Raw genomic sequence first — 17,163 nt, forward strand, 5'->3', positions numbered from 1 at the left:
TTCAATGACGATACCTTCTGACGTGGAGAGTGGAGATGGAAAAACGCCTCATTTACCTTGATAATGCCGCAACGACAAAAACGCACCCCGATGTCGTATCTGCGATGCTTCCTTACTTTTCTGACTATTTCGGAAACCCTTCTTCGCTCTATGACCTCGCAGCAGCCTCGCGCACCGCTGTAGAGGAGGCACGGGGAAAGGTTGCGAAGGCGATCGGATCGGCACCGGATCAGGTATACTTCACCTCCGGCGGAACCGAGTCTGATAACTGGGCTATCCGTGGCGTTGCCACGGCCCAGGCAAAGAAAGGGCGGCATATCATCACATCCCAAATCGAGCATCATGCGGTTCTGCATACCTGCGAGGCACTTGAGAAGGAAGGGTTCGAAGTGACCTACCTCCCGGTTGACGAGTTCGGCCGGGTGAGGGTTGCAGATGTTCTGGCTGCTATCCGTGACGATACGATCCTGATCACGATCATGCTCGCAAATAACGAGATCGGGACGATCCAGCCGATTGCTGAGATCGGTGAGGTTGCGAGATCGAGAAAGATCGTCTTCCATACCGATGCGGTCCAGGCAGTCGGGCAGATCCCAGTCGATGTGAATGCCCTGAATGTCGATCTCCTCTCCCTCTCATCCCACAAGTTCAGCGGGCCAAAAGGAGCGGGTGCACTCTATATCAGGAAGGGCACCCGGATTGCTCCGTTCATGCATGGCGGGGCACAGGAGAAGCGGCGGCGGGCAGGGACCGAGAATGTCCCTGCAATCGTCGGGCTCGGGGTGGCAATAGAGCGTGCGGTTGCCCTGATGCCGGAGAAGACGGAGCGGATTATCAGGCTGAGAGAGAAGCTTGTTGCCGGGCTGGGTGCAATCCCGGCGAGCCGGTTGAATGGGCATCCCAAAGAGCGGCTTCCAAATAATGTCAACTTCATCTTCGAGTATATCGAAGGGGAGTCGATACTCCTTCTCCTGAATGCACATGGGATCGCCGCATCGACCGGAAGCGCCTGCACATCCGCCTCCCTTGATCCCTCGCATGTCCTCCTTGCCTGCGGCATCCCCCATGAGGTTGCCCATGGGTCGCTCAGGCTGACACTCGGGGAGGAGATGACAGAAGAGGAGATCGACTATGTACTGGAGATTGTGCCGAAGGTGGTGCAGCGGCTCCGGGATATGTCGCCATTAACACCAAAAGAACTCAGGAGCAGGTGAAGAGAGATGTACTCAGAGAAGGTAATGGATCATTTCATGAACCCGCGGAACCAGCGGGAGATCCCGGATGCCGACGGGATCGGCGAGGTCGGGAACCAGAAGTGCGGGGATATCATGCGGATCTTTCTGAAGATCCATGAGAATCGAATCGAGGATGCAGCATTCCAGACTTTTGGGTGCGGGGCGGCGGTTGCCTCCTCCTCGATGGCAACCGAGATGATCATCGGAAAGACACTCGAAGAGGCCTGGGAGATCTCAAACAAGGCGGTTGCAGAGGCTCTCGAGGGGCTTCCTCCCCAGAAACTCCACTGCTCGGTGCTCGCCGAGGAGGCGATCCACGCAGCGATAAACAACTACCGGGAGAAGCAGGGGCTTCCCCCGTGGGGTGACGTCGCATGTCCCGGGTGTGGGGACTGTCATTCCTGCGAGTGAGTCTAAGTTCCAAATACTTTTTTACATCACCCCGCCACTGTTGGTATGATTAGAGATGGATCATACTGCTATTGTACTCATACTCTGTACAGCTCCACCAGGCGAAGCAGAAGAGATTGCGAAGAGAGTTATTGAAGAGCAGCTTGCTGCCTGCGTGAATATCACACCGGTACGATCGGTGTACAGGTGGGATGACGGGGTGGTCTCTGATGATGAGCAGCTGCTGATCTTCAAGACAACGGCTGAAGGGAGCGGGGATCTCATACAGCGGATCGAGGCGATCCACTCCTATGATGTACCTGAGATACTTGTTATCCCGGTTCAGGAGGGGAGCCAGCCATACCTTGACTGGGTTCGATCGGAGGTGGGCGGATGAACCTGATCAACCATACCGGGATCATGTACAAGAACGGTACGATCTCGGAGATCGACGATGCAATCGTCTGCGAGGATACCTTTACCCTCCACCTGAATGATCGGCCGCTCCTGACGATGGTCGCCTCAGACGATCACCTCCGTGAACTCGGTGCAGGTTTTATCATCTGCTCGGGGATTGCTGACCGGATCGATTCGGTCACTGTAATCGATGAGAATATCTATGTCAATGCCCCGGTGACGGGGGAGTATCTGGCAACGCTTGAGTCGTCGGGCGGGTATGCAAACCAGGCAGAACCCCCTGTGGTTCACTCGAAATCCAGAATCACTCCTGAGAAGGTGCTTGAGGTGAGGGAGTCGATTGACTCCGATGCCTGGCTGAAGACCGGTGCACTGCATGCCTCGGTCCTCTTTTACAAGGGAGAGCTGGCGATCAGGTGTGAGGATATCGGGCGGCACAACTCTGTCGACAAGGTCGTCGGACACGCGATCCTGAATAATCTCCCCTTATCGGACTGCGTGATCGGCTGCACTGGGCGGCAGCCGTCGGGGATGGTGCAGAAGGCTGCCAATGCGGGCATCCCGATCATCGTCTCCCGTGCCGCCTCGACCGACCAGGGTATAGCAACTGCAGAGAAGACCGGTATCACACTGATCTGTTTCACGCGGGAGGGGCGGTTCACCGTCTATACACATCCTGAGCGGATCATCGGACTTGAGCAATATGGGAGGGTGAAATAATGAATGACTATTCTATCTGCATCGGCGGGCAGGCGGGCGAGGGGATCAATAAGGCAGGGCTGTTGATCGGCCGGGTGCTTGGCCTCCTCGGCTACCACGTGTACATGTACTATGACTACCCCTCCCTCATCAGAGGCGGGCACAATTATGCGATTCTCCGTTGTGCAGGCCATGAGATCGGGGCGATTTGTGGGAAGCCCGATATCGTCTGTGCCCTTGACCAGGAGACGGTGAACCGGCATGGAGCAGGTGCACTCCTGATCTATGATGCTGATGTTGCAAAGGGTGAGGGGATTGGGATTCCTGCAACCACGATCATCAGGGAAGAAAGAGGGGCGCCGATTGCCCGGAACACGGTTCTCATCGGCGCACTCTGCCGGGCTGCCGGGATACCTCCCGAAATCCTCGGAGAGGCTATCACAAAGGAGTTTGGAAAACGATCAGAAGAGAATCTCAGGCTTGCCCTCAGGGGATACCATGCGGCTGAAGAGCGGATGCAGATCCCAATTCAGAAGAACGATGCTCTTCCGCTCTTAACCGGGAACGATGCCATTGCGCTCGGGCTGATCCGGGGCGGCCTTGATGCCTATGTCTCCTACCCGATGACCCCGTCATCATCAATCCTGCATACGATGGCCGATCTTGCCCAGGGAACCCCGCTTCTTGTGCTCCATCCCGAGAACGAGATCGCGGTGATCACAATGGCGCTCGGCCTCTCCTATGCGGGAAGGCGGGTTGCAGTCGGGACATCCGGGGGCGGATTCTGCCTGATGAACGAAGGTGTCTCGCTTGCCGGGATGGCCGAGCAGCCGGTGGTGATCGTGATGGCGATGCGGCCGGGCCCCTCCACCGGGATGCCGACCTACTCCTCGCAGGGGGATCTCAGCTTCGTCCTGCATGCAGGCCACGGCGAGTTCCCGAGGATCGTGATCGCGCCGGGCACGACCGAAGAGGCATATGAGTGGTCTGCCCGTGCGATGCACCTCGCCTGGCAGTTCCAGGTGCCCGTGTTTGTTCTTTCTGACAAAAACCTCGGCGAGCATCCGAAGTCAACAGAGATCGATCCTGCGTTTCCGGTGCCGGTTGCATCTGTTCGCTCTCCCCGTGGAACATATGCCCGCTACTGCAATACGCCGGATGGGATCTCCCCATTCTATCCGCCGCCGCTTACCGGCAATGTGGTGAAGGTGAACTCCTATACCCATGATGATTCAGGGATCACAACCGAAGACCCAGGTCAGGCTGCTGCCCATGCAGTGAAGCTGATCCGGAAAGGGGCAACGATAGAGAATGAGATGGCATACTATGGCTGTCTCAGGGTTGATGGCGCAGAGGAGGCAACCGTTGCCCTCATCTGCTTTGGATCTACAGGAGAAGCCTGCCGGGAGATTGGGGAGCGGCTTTCGCTCAGGGTGATCCGAATGATCGTCCTCGAACCGTTCCCGCTTGCACAGTGTGCCGATGCACTGGCGGGTGTCGAGCAGATGATCGTGGTTGAAGAGAACGCCACCGGCCAGCTTGATTCCCTGCTCAGGGGATATGGGATCGTAGCGGATCGGCGGATCTCAAATGTCAGTGGCAGGCCATTCCGCCTTGATGAACTGGAACTGAAAGTGAGGGGGGTGATGCAATGAAGGGAGCAGAGTTTATCAGCGGGGCACAGAACACCTGGTGCCCCGGATGCGGGAATTTTGTGATCCAGCATACCATAAAGGACGTCCTTGCCGGACTTGGGCTTTTGCCTGAAGAGGTGGTTCTCGTCTCCGGCATCGGCTGCCATGCAAAGATTGCAGACTATATGCAGACGAACAGTTTCTATTCAATCCATGGCCGGGGCATCCCGGTTGCAACCGGCATCCATCTTGGAAACCCGAAGCTGACGGTGATCTGCTCAGCCGGGGATGGCGATGCCTATGCAGAGGGGCTTGACCACCTGATCTTTGCAGCAAAGCGGAACGTGGATATCACGGTGATCATCCATGACAACCGGGTCTATGGCCTGACAACCGGCCAGTACACCCCGACATCGCCACTCGGTTTTGCCGGTAAATCGACACCTGAAGGGACACATGAGGATCCCTTCAACCCGCTTGACCTGATGCTTGCATCCGGTGCGACCTTTATAGCCCGCTCCTATTCGAGGGACAAGAAGGGGATGGCCGGGGTGCTGAAGCGTGCCATCCAGCATAAGGGGTTCTCGTTTGTGGAGGTGCTCCAGGTCTGTGCCAGTTTCTATGATGCCCATGCCTGCTATGACGAGCATGTCTATACGCCGGAGGGGCACAACCCATCGAACCGTGATTCCGCAGAGCAACTGATCCGTGAGTGGAACTATGCCGGTGAGGGGGCAATCCCGCTCGGAGTGCTCTACGAGAGGAATGCCCCCACATTCGGGGAGCGGGTCCTTGCAGGAAAGGAAGGGGAGATCGACAGGATGGGGATTATTCAGGAGGCGATTGGGAAGCGGTGAAAGGGGGGGTTGAGCGGATTATCTTCTGGTTTGACAGGGGTTTGCAGTGAACCCGTCACCAAAACATCCTCCGGGGGGGCACTCCTCAACCCCCCTCAGGATGCCGGTGAGGGCGGCCTGGCGGCCACCAGGCGGGGCTGTTCGCCCCGCAAGTGAGGATATGAGCGCTTCGCGCCCACTTCGTGTTATTGGTCTCCCTCTCCCATTCCATCCACTGTTTCTTTTCCGATTTCGCCTTTGTGGATAGGGATATGAGGATTTGATCTAGCAGAGATCCCGATCCCCCGGATCATGACGAGGGACTGAAGCATATGCGGTGCGGGCATCGGGGGGCGGGGTAAGGCTGGATCAGGCTGACAGAGGTGATAAACCCTTGCTCATCAGAGCAACCTGAAAGGCGATTCGGAGAATCGGGGTGTATCTCCTCTGGCAGCCATTGGAGAATTCCCGCCCCTCCCCGCACTGCATCTGCGGCTGCCCGGCATACGTTCCCTGCGAAGCATCTGCGGACGGAGAGAGGGGCGGTGGGGGTGTGGTTTGGTTTGAGAGAATCTGGTTTGCATTAGAGTCAGTATAAATAGGAGCCAACGCCATCGTTAGTAAGGTCAAAGAGAGATGCGTGAGATTAAACGCCAATCTATACTTTCAGAAGAGAATGAGCCGGTCGGTGTCAAACCGGATATCGGGAGATGGAAGGAGAGTGATTCGGCTATGGAGGATCATGGCCTTGCTCATTTCATTCTCAATTCCGAGGATAATAATGGTGAAGACCCGCTCCTCCGGAATGAGGCTATCAGGTACTATCAGAGATTAAACGGGATCGAAGACACCCGATAATTGCCTCTTGATCCTTATTGATAGCATCATTTAGCGTCTTGCCTTCACATTCGGTTATTGGTGCTCCTGGTTATTGGTCCACCCTTGATCATACATTCAGGAAGTCTGGTGCAGCTACCAGAATACCAGCCATCATCGTATTCAATTCAAATTCAGGAGTTCAATAGTTCCTCATCCCCCTCCTGTCCTCCATCTCATCTATTCCGGCAAAAACGGGCCGGATCATAATATCCACATATATAGAAGGACATAGAAAGAAGAACATAGAATAGATACTAATACGAGGCATCCATGGGTTTCATCGACATATTACGTCCCAATATTGAGAAACTGCGAGAGCGGAGTGATATCCCCGGACTGATCAGGGCACTTGAATCACCTGATGAGGAGATACGGGATGGTGCAATGGAAGCTCTCCTTGATTGTATGCCCGATGCCCTTTCTCCGCTCGTCTCTGCCGCCGTCGGAGGTAATGGGAAGCGGCGGGCTGCTGCGAATACCGTTCTCGCCTCCATCGGTGAGCCTGCGGTATTGCCTCTGATCGGGTTACTGGAGGGGGATGATCCGGAGGTCTCCGGGTTCGCAGCCGTTGCCCTCGCCTCGGTCGGGGAGCCCGCCGTCTCATCCCTGGTCGGCCTGTTTGGTAAAATAGATGAAGAGAAGAGTGAGCGTGTGGTGGAGACGCTTGTCGCAATCGGGCCTGCTGCCATCCCGGGACTCAAGGGTGGGCTCTTCTCGCTGCCGTACCGATCCCGCCGCTTTGTTGCCCTTACACTTGACCGATTGAATGCCGGGGCAGCCGATGAGACAGAGGATGCTGCACGCAGGATTGCTCTTGGGCAGTGGAAAGAGCTTGGCTCCCTGAAAGAGCCTGGTCCCCTCGGCGATGCAGCAGTTCTGCTCCTTATCGATCTTCTCTCTGAAGAGTACTATGTACCACGGGTGAATGCGGTCAGGACCCTCGGCCAGCTCGGGGATAGTCGGGCACTCCCGCACCTCAAAGAGGCGGCATCTGATGAAAACCCCAATGTCAGGGCAGCAGCCGCCGAGGCCCTTGGCTCTTTCGGGGGTGAAGAGCATCTCCCGGTGCTCCTCTCTGCCTGCATGGATGAGGATCATTTCGTCAGGCAGTCGGCGGCTGCGTCTCTTGACCGGATCAGTTGGCATCCATCAGATGATGATGAGCGGGTGATCTACTTCATCGCCACCCGCCAGTGGAAGAAGGCAGCCGGGATCGGTGAGGCTGCTGTCCTCCCCCTGATCAGGATGCTCAGGGATACCGACAACGGGGTGATGAAAGGATTGACTGATGCACTCCGGAGCCTTGAGCGGTATTCGATCGGCCCGCTTGAAGAGGCTTTGAATGATCCCGATATCAGGGTGAGGAATGCAGCAGGCGAGATCCTGGTCTCGCTTGGGCAGACCGATCTCGTGTACCGTCCCCTCATCCCAAAGAATGATGGGGGAATGCCGGAAGAGAAGAAAGGACTATAATTTTTTGATGATAAGCCCGGCAGAAGCAGATCTGATCTGACCATGAGGCGGTACCGGTGAATGAAATAACACTCCTTGCAATTGCAGTCGCTGTTGCGATGGATGCATCTGCTGTCTCGATTGCCGCGGGTGCCACCCTGAAGAAGAATATTCTCTATTACGGGGTGCGGGCAGCCCTCTTCTTCGGCTTCTTCCAGGGAGGGATGGCACTTGCCGGGTACCTTGTCGGCGAGGCAGGGAGCGAGCTTATCGCCTCGTTCGATCACTGGGTCGCCTTCATCCTGCTTCTTCTGATCGGCGGGAAGATGTGCTATGAATCATTTCAGGAAGAGGCAGATGAGAGGGAGGCGGGGATTACCAGCCTCTTTACCCTCATCCTCCTTGCCATCGCCACATCCATCGATGCGCTTGCAGTCGGCGCCACATTTGCTGTGCTGGATGTGGAAATTATCCCAGCTGTCATTCTAATCGGCATTGTGACCTTCGCCGGATCGATCGCCGGGATCTGGGCCGGGCGGAGATTCGGGGGCTATTTCGGGAACCGGATCGAGCTCATCGGCGGCGTGATCCTGATCATCATCGGGATCAGAATCCTCGTAGACGGCCTCTTCCTGTAAGAGGTGGCGGTGCACCCCTTTTCATTGAGAAGGGAGTGGATATTCCGCTCCATTCTCCTGTTTTCTCTATGGATCCACTTAGATCCCGATATAGATGGAGATGCCAAGAACCCCGTGCAGAATGGCTATGAGAATAGAGATCCTCGCCATCCAGAGATGCCAGGTGAACGGCACATTCTGAAGCCGCCCTCTCCGTTTCATAACCGCAATCGATGCGGTGATACAGAGAGAGATGAAGAGGACGATCCCAAGGACAACGACCAGGGGGAGGCCGAGGACCGGCGTGTAAGCAATTGCTGCGATAATCATGTTGTATCTACCTCCTGAGAATAATCGAGATCTTCATAGCCAGATGCTCGTTGCATGATATGAAAAGCTTTTCTTCATGGAGGGCAAGTCATCTCATATGGAATCTCCTGTGAAATCACTTCGGGATGCCGCCCTTCTCATCGGGGCAGTCCTCCTGCCACTGTTGATCGGTGCGATCGGAAGCTTCGCAACGGCAACGAATGTCTCGGGATGGTACCAGACGATCGCAAGGCCATGGTTCACCCCCCCGGGCTGGGTCTTTGGACCGGCATGGACGATACTCTATATCTTAATGGGTATCTCCCTCTTCCTGATCATAAAATCCGGATGGGAGCGGCGGGAGGTGAAGATAGCAACCGGCATCTTCTTTGTGCAGCTCTTCTTCAATGGGATCTGGTCGTTCCTCTTCTTCGGGATACCATCACCCTTCCTCGGGCTGATCTGCATCATTATCCTCTGGTGCCAAATCCTCTGGATGATCGTCTATTTCTACCGGATATCAAAGGTGGCTGCGTATCTGAATATCCCCTACATCGCCTGGGTTAGCTTTGCAACTCTGCTGAATGCATCCATCTACCTGCTGAATCCCTAGATTCACCGGGGAGACTCTTTTTTTAACTTTTTATTGTGGTTCTTCTCCTAATTTCTGATTGCCAGATTCCCTGATTCCTAAGCTAAGTTCAGCTGGATAGTATGGTCTGCTCCTCACTACAGATCCCTTTTTCACACAAGCAACAGTGGATGAAAAACCTTGGCTGGGATAGGAGAGGGAGCAGTAGCAGGAAGTGGGCGCGAAGCGCTCAATATCCTCACGTGCGGGGCGAACAGCCCCGCCGGGTGACCGCACGGTCGCCTTCACCGGCATCCGGAGGGGGTTGGCAGTGCCCCCCCGGAGGATGTTCGGTGACAGATCCATTCCTGGCTCCATCGACAGAACGATCGGCATTTTCAATCCCCCCCACCCCACCGCCCCGTCCCCGTCCGCAGATGCTTCGCATGAAACGTAAACCGGGCAGCCGCAGATGCAGCGCAGGGAGGGGCGGGAATACTGCTCTGGACTGCCAGAGGAGATACACCCCGATTCTTCGAATCGCCTTTCAGGTTGCTCTCTCGAGCAAGGGTATATCACCTCTGTCATCCTGATCCGGGGCCACCCCGCCCCCCGATACCCGCGCCGCATATGCTTCAAACTTCCATGATCCGAATGTGGGAACAGGATCGCTCCGGGTTTTTTCGTAGATTTTTTGCTGGAAGGTTTTCCCGGATTTCCGGATATTTCTGAAGGAAAGCTATATCGAAGATTGGATCAGATCATCCTTTGCGAGGGGGAAGAGGGGGATATGCGAATTAAACAGGTTTCATGCAGAAATTTCAAGAGTTTCTCGGATCTCACGGTGGACTTGGATGAGTACAACATCCTGATCGGGACGAATGCGGCAGGCAAGACGAACTTCATCAGGATATTCCGGTTCTTCCGCGATATCGCACGCCACGGACTTGGAAATGCCATCTCCCTCCAGGGGGGGGCTGAATATATCAGGAATGTCAGGATTTCTGCCGATGTTCCGACAGAGATTGGGATCATCTTCGAGAATGAACTCGGAGTCTTCAGTGGTGTCCGGGACACAGCAGGCGGCACCCACACCCTCTCCTTCCACCAGATCGAGTACCGCTTCTCCCTGCAGATACAGGAGGGAGGATACAGAATCCTTGAAGATCATCTCCGGATCAGCTGTTCCTGCAAGCCTGATCTCGGTGAGGGCGAGAGCGGGGAGGGAGAGCTTGTGATCACCCATACCGAGGACGGGGTCTTCTATGATCTCTCCACGCCTGAGGGAATCGCAATTGAGATCTCAGAGATCATCCCGCCATACCTCCAGAAGAATGTTCCACGGAGCGGGACGCTGCTCATCGAGAACCCGCTGCTTGTGCCGATGCCCGGTTTCCAGCGGTTCTTTGCCGAGATCGCCATCTATGATTTTGATCCCCGCACCCCCAGAAAGGCGATCCCCCTCTCGGGCAGGAGTGATCTCGAGGAGGATGGATCGAATCTTGCGATCGTCCTCCGGGGCATCCTCTCCGATCCCGAGAAGAAGAGGCGATTGTCGAACCTGATGGGGGAACTCTTGCCGTTTGTGCAGGATATCGATGTCCGGAAGTTCATGGATTCATCGATCTACTTCACGGTGACTGAGCGGTACGGGGATGATCACCCCCTGCCGTCCTCGGTGATCTCTGATGGGACAGTGAACGTGATCAACCTCATCTGTGCCCTCTACTTTGATGAGAAGCCCTTCATCGTCATCGAGGAGCCTGAGAAGAACGTGCATCCCTATCTGATCGCCCGTGTCGTCTCGATGTTTGCAGATGCTGCCCGGAACAAGCAGATCCTGATTACAACCCACAATCCGGGCGTCGTCAGGCATGCGGATATCGAGGATATCCTCCTCATTTCAAGGGATTCGCTTGGGTATTCGATCATCACAAAACCCGCCCGCCGCGAGGAGGTCAGGACGTTTCTGAAGAACGAGGTCGGGATTGAAGAGCTGTATATCCAGAACCTGCTCGGGCTCTGAAGATGATGCGATTCCCACATGACGATGTTATCGTGCATGATGCTGCACCAACCATGGCTTCCCTCTCTTTCGTCCTCTCCATCTGCTATTGTATGGTTGACCTATGAACCGGCTCTTTGTCTTCTGTGAAGGCCCTGATGATATCAGGTTCTTCGAAGGTGTCCTGAAAAAAGAACTCCAGGAAGGATATGCAGGAGTTGAACTGATCGCCTATGCCGGGATGAAGCATATCCGGGTGGACGGCTTCATCCGGGGGATCGGTGCGATGGGCGACGACTACCTGATGATCGCCGATATCGATAGCGACAGGAATGTGAAGGCAAAGAAGAACCGCCTGAAACGCTGGTACCGGGAGCTCGATACTGACAAGGTGATCATCGTCATAAAAGAGATCGAAGGCTGGTATCTCGCCGGCTTAAACGACCATGCATCCCGATCGCTTGGGCTCCGGCCCCTCCCCGGCACCGACCGGATCACCAAGGAGCGGTTCAACCGGATGATCCCGAACCATTACGTATCGCGGATCGATCTGATGATCGAGATTATCAAGCGGTACTCGATCCAGGTGGCCCGGGAGAAGAACCGGTCGTTTCGGTTCTTTTACTGGAAGTGCCTGGAGTAGGGAGGGATGGCGGAGGGGAGGAGATTGAGAAGAACAGGCTGTTGATCCGGAGAAGAGTGGGGCGCAGGAGGAGAGCACAACGATTCCGAAACCGGATTTTTACACCATCAAAGGCTACAATCAATCAGAGATTCCGATTGTATAATCAAAAATCACGATATGATCGTTTCCGTGACTCGACTTCGAGAACATGAATAATTAAAATATCATCATGAATGGATATGAGAGCCCTAATATCGCGCCGTATCCTGAGAGAATAAACTGGATGCTGTGGGTTCGATGCCTTTAGCTTCTTAATCGAGAGATAGGGGGCTTCTTTGATCTCATGAATCTTGCGAACAACCATCCGGGCAGTTTCTTTTGGTAATTTTTCAAGATCCCGATCTGCACGAGGGGTATACCTGATAGTATAGGTGACCACAGGATCACTGAACCCCATATTTCTTCATGATCTCGGATTCGGAGATGAACATCCCTGCCTTGATCTCTTCAAGAGCTTCTTCAAGGCCAATGATTGCCTCCTCTCCCAATGGCTCCTCATCAATGGCAAGGTTGAGCAGGCGCTCGATAATATCATTATATGACTCTTTTGGGTTCTTTTTGAGGGATTTTAGCTGATCCCTCAGGTCATTTCTGATGTATATGGAGGTTGCTCTCTGCATAGTAATACTACTATGCCCCTATAGGTAATAGAGATGACGATTCCGTATCTCCAAATCCTCTCCCTTCATTCTGTGCATACTCTTCTCTATCTGCACCACCTTCTTCGCATCCATTTGCGTCTGATAATTAGCGTCTTGATTGTATTGCCCGGAATCGCCACCCGCTTCCCTGTGAATGATTCAACACCCCTTTCATACCTCACTCCGCGAGCGGCAAAAGCTTTAATTAAGGGGCAATTCACTTTCAGGGTGCACGGTTCATCTCTTATTACCCATACTGCGTCCTTAATGGTATGAGTACAGAAACAAGCCTTACCAGTTCATCGGTTGTTAAAAGCAGTTCCCGATTATTCTCAAAAAACCAAGCCTTCTCCGATAAGCCGCTCATAAAAGACCTTGATATCCTCGAGTGCGACCACATCCCCGACCAGGTGCTCTTCCGCGATGCCGAGCTTGAGGAGATGGCATTCCTGATCAGGCCGGGCCTCCGGGGGCAGCGGCCGGCAAATATCTTCTGCCGGGGGCTCCCCGGTACCGGGAAGACGACCTGCATCCATCATCTCTTCGCCCAGATCAGGGAGGCTTCGCAGACCCTGATCCCGGTGTACGTGAACTGCCAGCAGAACAGGACTGCATTTGCGGTCTTCTCCACGATCTACCGGGAACTGGTCGGCCATGCACCCCCAAGCTCCGGCGTTCCCCTCAGGAAACTGGTGGATGCCGTCGCAAAGGCGCTTCAGTCCGGAAGAGAGCCCAGGAGAGAATCCGGGGGAAAATCTGGGAGAGAATCCGGAAAACGATCAGAGAGGCAGGCACCGGCACAATCCCAGAGACAAAACCAGAAAGAATCACAGAGACCTGTCCTCCTCGTCTGCCTTGACGATATCCACCACCTGATCCATGAGGGGACCGACACCCAGATCCTCTCCTCGCTCCTGCGGATCCACCTCGACTATCCCGGCTGCCGTGTATCGGTCATCCTTGTCGAGAGCGATCTCGCACTTGACATCTCCCGCAGGCTGGATCCATCGGTCACTTCGAGCCTCTGCTCAGAAGAGGTCTTCATTCCCCCCTATACTGCAAACCAGATCCGGGGCATCCTGAGGGAGAGGGCACGGCAGGCGGCCTATCCGGGGGTGATCTCGCCTGAGATCCTCGACCTGATCACCCACAGGACCAAATCGACGGAGCCGGGCGATCTCCGGGTCGGCATCGATCTCCTGAAACGCTCCATCCTCAGGGCAGAGCGGGCGGCGCACACCACCGTCACCGAAGAGGACGTTGCCGCCGCCTACGGCGATGCCCGCGCAACCCACCTCCGGGGCCTCGTCTCGGTCCTCACCGAAAAGGAGCGGACGCTCCTCTCGGTCATTGCCGGGATGGTGGAGGAGAGTGAGATGGCAGCCAGGAAGAGGTATGAGGAGGAGAGGGAGTATCGGGAGCGTGGGGAGCGTGGGGAGTATGACGGCTCCAGCGGGTATAGCGGGTATAGCGGGCATGGAGGGTCTGAAGAGGATGGAGGATATCAAGGATATGGAGAGGATGGAGGATATCGAGGATATGGAGAGTATAGAGAGTATCTCGAGCCCCTGCCCCCGACATCCGGCCGGATCTTCTCACGGCTCCAGGAGGTGCTGGCAGCCGGGCACTACGAACGACATCGGCAACAGCGGGAGCAGGGAGATCAGCGGGAACACCGTGAGCAGTACCAAAAACTACAGCCGCAGCGAGCCGCCGAACCGCAGTCCGAAGAGCTGGCGGCATGTGCCGAGCCGGAGCCGGGATATGACTCCGGCAGAGGCCCTCATGGAGCGGATGCCCGGATGCAGGATGAACAACAGCACCCTGAGCACCACCTCACAGAGACCCAAACCCCTGAACACGAGTACCCTGAGCTCCATCATCCCGAGACCGAGACCGAGCCCCCCGCACCCACCATCTCCTATACCACCTTCTACGAGCTCCTCAGGTCACTTTCCACCTATGCCCTCATCAGGATCACGATCCGGAAGGCGAAGGGGCGGACGAGCGAGGTCACCCTCCGGTACCAGGCGAGTGATGTGAAGAAGATGCTGGAGAGGAGGTGAGGGTTACTTACAGGAGAATGATTAGTAATAATGGGTACTATCATCATAATCAATTAACCACACAAAAATATTTATTAATATAATCACCATTTAACAATCAGGTTTTAATAATGGTTGATTTTAAAAAACTGAAGGGTGGGAAAGTACAATCATTGGATTCAAACCCTATAAAAATATTTGAAAAATTAGACAAAACGGTGGGAAAAGAATATTTATGGCCACCCCAAGAATACATTTTAACAGAGTGGTATCAAAAACACCGCGAAAATATTGATACGATAATAAAATTACCTACAGGATATGGGAAAACTCTAATCGGATTATTGAGTTTATTATCCTCGCTAAAAGAGGGAAAAGGTCCTGCATTATATCTATGCCCCAATACCTATTTAGTAAATCAAACAATTCAGCAAGCAAAATTATTTGGTATAAAAACTGTAGAAACTTTACCTACTCGTGAATTACCTCGTGAATTTAAGAATTCAGAGGCAATACTAGTTACAACTTGTAATAAATTATTCAATGGCTTATCAAAATTTGGATTTGCTGATTCTCGCTCTGAAATTACTGAAATTGGTGCGTTAGTAATGGATGATGCACATAAATGCCTTGATATTATTCGAGAATCATTTTCAATAAACACAGATAGTGATGATGAAATATATGAAAAGATATTTAATTTATTTTTTGAAACTCTAAAACAACAGGAACCTGGAACTGTAAATGATATTCTATGTAAACACGATGATTGTATGATATGTGTACCTTATTGGCACTGGTATGATCAAAAGGACGCTGTTCTAAAGATATTAAGTGATAATCAAAACAATGATAACATTAAATTTTCTTGGAATTTAATAAAAAATAACCTTGATGTATGTAACTGTTATTTTTCAGGGAGAAGAATGGAAATTTCTCCACGCCTAGTACCTATTGATTTAATTCCATCATTTTCTGATTGTAAACGTCGAATTTTTCTTTCGGCAACACTAACAGATGATGCTTTTTTGATCAAGGATTTAGGAATAGATCCGAATCGTGTACTGTCACCGCTCGTCTATGATAAAGAACATTTTAATGGGGAGAGACTAATTTTAATTCCATCATTAATTGACATCCATCTTGAAAGGAAAGAAATAATATCTTGGCTGGAAAAATTAGTTAAAAATTATGGATATTTTGGAATTATAACTATTGTTCCATCTTTTAACCTTGCTAAAGATTGGGAAAAATCAGATTGTGTTCAAGTATCGAGCATAAAGGAAACAATTGAAGAATTAAATTTGCAGATTAAACAAAGAAAAGCTAAGCAGATAAAAATTTTAGTAAATCAATATGATGGAATCGATTTACCAGATGATACATGTAGAATCTTATGTTTTGATTCTCTTCCATCTTATTCAAATTTATCTGATAGGTACATTCAGTTAACACGCCCAAATTCACCATTAATTAGACAAATGCTCGCACAGAAAATTGAGCAAGGAATTGGACGTTCAATAAGAGGCAAAAGTGATTATTCAATTGTAATAATAATTGGGACAAAATTGACAGATTTCTTATCAGTTCATAGCAAAAGAGTAGATTTCTCCCAGGAAACACAACAGCAAATAGTAATTGGAGAAGAACTGGCTATGAATATGAGAAGCGAAGGTAACGTCTTCGAAGTGATGGAAAAATTAATATCACAATTTTTAGAAAGAGATGAAGATTGGAAGGATTATTATAAAGATAAGATGTCTGACATTAAATCCACAAGTATATCAAATAAAAATATAAGTCGTTTTCTTTTAGAGATGGAATCAGAAAAAGCCTTTAAAATGGGAAAGGATTCAAAAGCAGCCATTTCCATCCAAAAACTCATCGATAATGCCAGTGACGAAAGGGAAAAAGGCTGGTATTTACAACTCAAGGCAACCTATCAATATCGACAAAGTCCATCTGATTCAAAAAAGGCTCAAATGAAAGCTTTTGAGTTAAATAATAAATTATTTAGGCCAGAAATGGAAGTAACTTATCAAAAATCTACAGCATCATCTCATAATCGTGCCAAGGAAATATTAGATTTAATCAGTAGTTATGATGATAAAACAGAGTTAATGTATTTTATCAAGTCAATCACGAATATGTTACATTTTAACCAGTCATCTGAGATATTTGAAGAGAATATATGTAAGTTGGGCTATATTCTCGGTTTTGATTCAAAAAGACCAGAAAAACAAACTGGAAAAGGTCCAGATAATCTGTGGCGAGTTGATAATAATCAGTATTGGATAATAGAATGTAAAAATATGGTTGAGAATGAGCGAAAAATAGCAAAACGTGAAGCAGGTCAATTACATGAAGCTATTGATTGGTTTAAGGCGACATTTGATAATGGAAAAGTTGGAGTCCCAATATTAATCCATCCAAATCATTTATTAGGAGACCAAGCTTTTTTTTCTGTGGAATATTGGGTCATGAAAGATGAACATTTAACAAAAATAAAGAACAATATTGAAAAATTTTATTTTTCACTGAAAGACTATTCAAATGATAATCTCACAACTGAAATAATCAATCAAAAATTCGTAGAATTCGATATTAATTTAGAAAAATTAAAAAACCTTTATACAACAAGAGGAGAGATAAAATAAAATATGCACAATACAACTATTTACCCTTATACAACACTTGCCGGTTAAAAAAACACTAGCATTAACTAAAGCGAAAAACCTATCCCCCTTC

Annotated in this window: 18 protein-coding genes; 14 read left to right on the top strand and 4 right to left on the bottom strand. The window is 51.4% G+C overall.

Going from position 1 to position 17,163, the window contains the following annotated elements; translation table 11 throughout:
* Positions 1-35 precede the first annotated feature (35 nt).
* From nifS to ACZ44I_RS08865, 9 genes are all read left to right on the top strand, one after another.
* Positions 36-1,214: a cysteine desulfurase NifS gene (nifS, locus tag ACZ44I_RS08825; RefSeq protein ID WP_464550711.1), complete on the top strand. Its 1,179-nt coding sequence runs from the start codon at positions 36-38 to the stop codon at positions 1,212-1,214.
* A gap of 6 nt (positions 1,215-1,220) precedes the next feature.
* Positions 1,221-1,646 (top strand): Fe-S cluster assembly scaffold protein NifU, encoded by a 426-nt coding sequence (gene nifU, locus ACZ44I_RS08830; RefSeq protein ID WP_464550709.1) that lies wholly within the window; start codon positions 1,221-1,223, stop codon positions 1,644-1,646.
* 55 nt (positions 1,647-1,701) lie between these two features.
* Entirely contained in the window at positions 1,702-2,022 is a 321-nt protein-coding gene (cutA, locus tag ACZ44I_RS08835) for a divalent-cation tolerance protein CutA (protein WP_464550707.1), read from the top strand.
* Positions 2,019-2,762 (top strand): formate dehydrogenase accessory sulfurtransferase FdhD, encoded by a 744-nt coding sequence (gene fdhD, locus ACZ44I_RS08840; protein ID WP_464550705.1) that lies wholly within the window; start codon positions 2,019-2,021, stop codon positions 2,760-2,762. The genes cutA and fdhD overlap by 4 nt, the downstream gene beginning before the upstream one ends.
* Positions 2,762-4,396, top strand: a complete 1,635-nt coding sequence (locus ACZ44I_RS08845) for a 2-oxoacid:acceptor oxidoreductase subunit alpha (protein WP_464550703.1) — start codon at positions 2,762-2,764, stop codon at positions 4,394-4,396. The genes fdhD and ACZ44I_RS08845 overlap by 1 nt, the downstream gene beginning before the upstream one ends.
* The gene (locus ACZ44I_RS08850; RefSeq protein ID WP_464550701.1) at positions 4,393-5,232 is read left to right on the top strand and encodes a thiamine pyrophosphate-dependent enzyme; all 840 of its coding nucleotides are present in this window, start codon (positions 4,393-4,395) and stop codon (positions 5,230-5,232) included. Before ACZ44I_RS08845 ends, ACZ44I_RS08850 begins: the two co-directional genes overlap by 4 nt.
* A 615-nt stretch (positions 5,233-5,847) precedes the next feature.
* Positions 5,848-6,069, top strand: a complete 222-nt coding sequence (locus ACZ44I_RS08855) for a hypothetical protein (protein WP_464550699.1) — start codon at positions 5,848-5,850, stop codon at positions 6,067-6,069.
* A 291-nt stretch (positions 6,070-6,360) separates the two neighbouring features.
* The gene (locus ACZ44I_RS08860) at positions 6,361-7,563 is read left to right on the top strand and encodes a HEAT repeat domain-containing protein (RefSeq protein ID WP_464550697.1); all 1,203 of its coding nucleotides are present in this window, start codon (positions 6,361-6,363) and stop codon (positions 7,561-7,563) included.
* A 56-nt stretch (positions 7,564-7,619) separates the two neighbouring features.
* Complete coding sequence (locus ACZ44I_RS08865; protein ID WP_464550695.1) at positions 7,620-8,180, top strand: manganese efflux pump MntP; 561 nt, start codon at positions 7,620-7,622, stop codon at positions 8,178-8,180.
* Positions 8,181-8,258: 78 nt separating this feature from the next.
* On the opposite strand, the gene ACZ44I_RS08870 is transcribed toward ACZ44I_RS08865, so the two are convergent.
* Entirely contained in the window at positions 8,259-8,489 is a 231-nt protein-coding gene (locus ACZ44I_RS08870; RefSeq protein WP_464550693.1) for a hypothetical protein, read from the bottom strand.
* A gap of 97 nt (positions 8,490-8,586) precedes the next feature.
* Between ACZ44I_RS08870 and ACZ44I_RS08875 the strand changes: the two genes are divergently transcribed.
* Positions 8,587-9,081, top strand: coding sequence for a TspO/MBR family protein (locus tag ACZ44I_RS08875; protein ID WP_464550691.1), 495 nt, complete (start codon positions 8,587-8,589; stop codon positions 9,079-9,081).
* A gap of 217 nt (positions 9,082-9,298) precedes the next feature.
* Here ACZ44I_RS08875 and ACZ44I_RS08880 read toward each other — a convergent pair whose 3' ends face one another.
* Positions 9,299-9,487 (bottom strand): hypothetical protein, encoded by a 189-nt coding sequence (locus ACZ44I_RS08880; protein WP_464550689.1) that lies wholly within the window; start codon positions 9,485-9,487, stop codon positions 9,299-9,301.
* Between the two features lie 342 nt (positions 9,488-9,829).
* Between ACZ44I_RS08880 and ACZ44I_RS08885 the strand changes: the two genes are divergently transcribed.
* Positions 9,830-11,065 (top strand): AAA family ATPase, encoded by a 1,236-nt coding sequence (locus tag ACZ44I_RS08885; protein WP_464550687.1) that lies wholly within the window; start codon positions 9,830-9,832, stop codon positions 11,063-11,065.
* Between the two features lie 103 nt (positions 11,066-11,168).
* Positions 11,169-11,687, top strand: a complete 519-nt coding sequence (locus tag ACZ44I_RS08890; protein WP_464550685.1) for a hypothetical protein — start codon at positions 11,169-11,171, stop codon at positions 11,685-11,687.
* A gap of 145 nt (positions 11,688-11,832) precedes the next feature.
* Here ACZ44I_RS08890 and ACZ44I_RS08895 read toward each other — a convergent pair whose 3' ends face one another.
* Positions 11,833-12,126 (bottom strand): type II toxin-antitoxin system RelE family toxin, encoded by a 294-nt coding sequence (locus ACZ44I_RS08895; RefSeq protein WP_292736100.1) that lies wholly within the window; start codon positions 12,124-12,126, stop codon positions 11,833-11,835.
* Positions 12,113-12,349, bottom strand: coding sequence for a DUF7557 family protein (locus ACZ44I_RS08900; RefSeq protein ID WP_464550683.1), 237 nt, complete (start codon positions 12,347-12,349; stop codon positions 12,113-12,115). The genes ACZ44I_RS08895 and ACZ44I_RS08900 overlap by 14 nt, the downstream gene beginning before the upstream one ends.
* 293 nt (positions 12,350-12,642) lie before the next feature.
* Between ACZ44I_RS08900 and ACZ44I_RS08905 the strand changes: the two genes are divergently transcribed.
* Positions 12,643-14,436, top strand: coding sequence for an AAA family ATPase (locus ACZ44I_RS08905; protein WP_464550681.1), 1,794 nt, complete (start codon positions 12,643-12,645; stop codon positions 14,434-14,436).
* A 110-nt stretch (positions 14,437-14,546) separates the two neighbouring features.
* A complete protein-coding gene (locus ACZ44I_RS08910; RefSeq protein ID WP_464550679.1) occupies positions 14,547-17,072 on the top strand; it encodes a DEAD/DEAH box helicase in 2,526 nt (841 codons plus the stop codon).
* Positions 17,073-17,163: the final 91 nt, after the last annotated feature.

It is taken from the genome of Methanocalculus pumilus, from assembly GCF_055382585.1.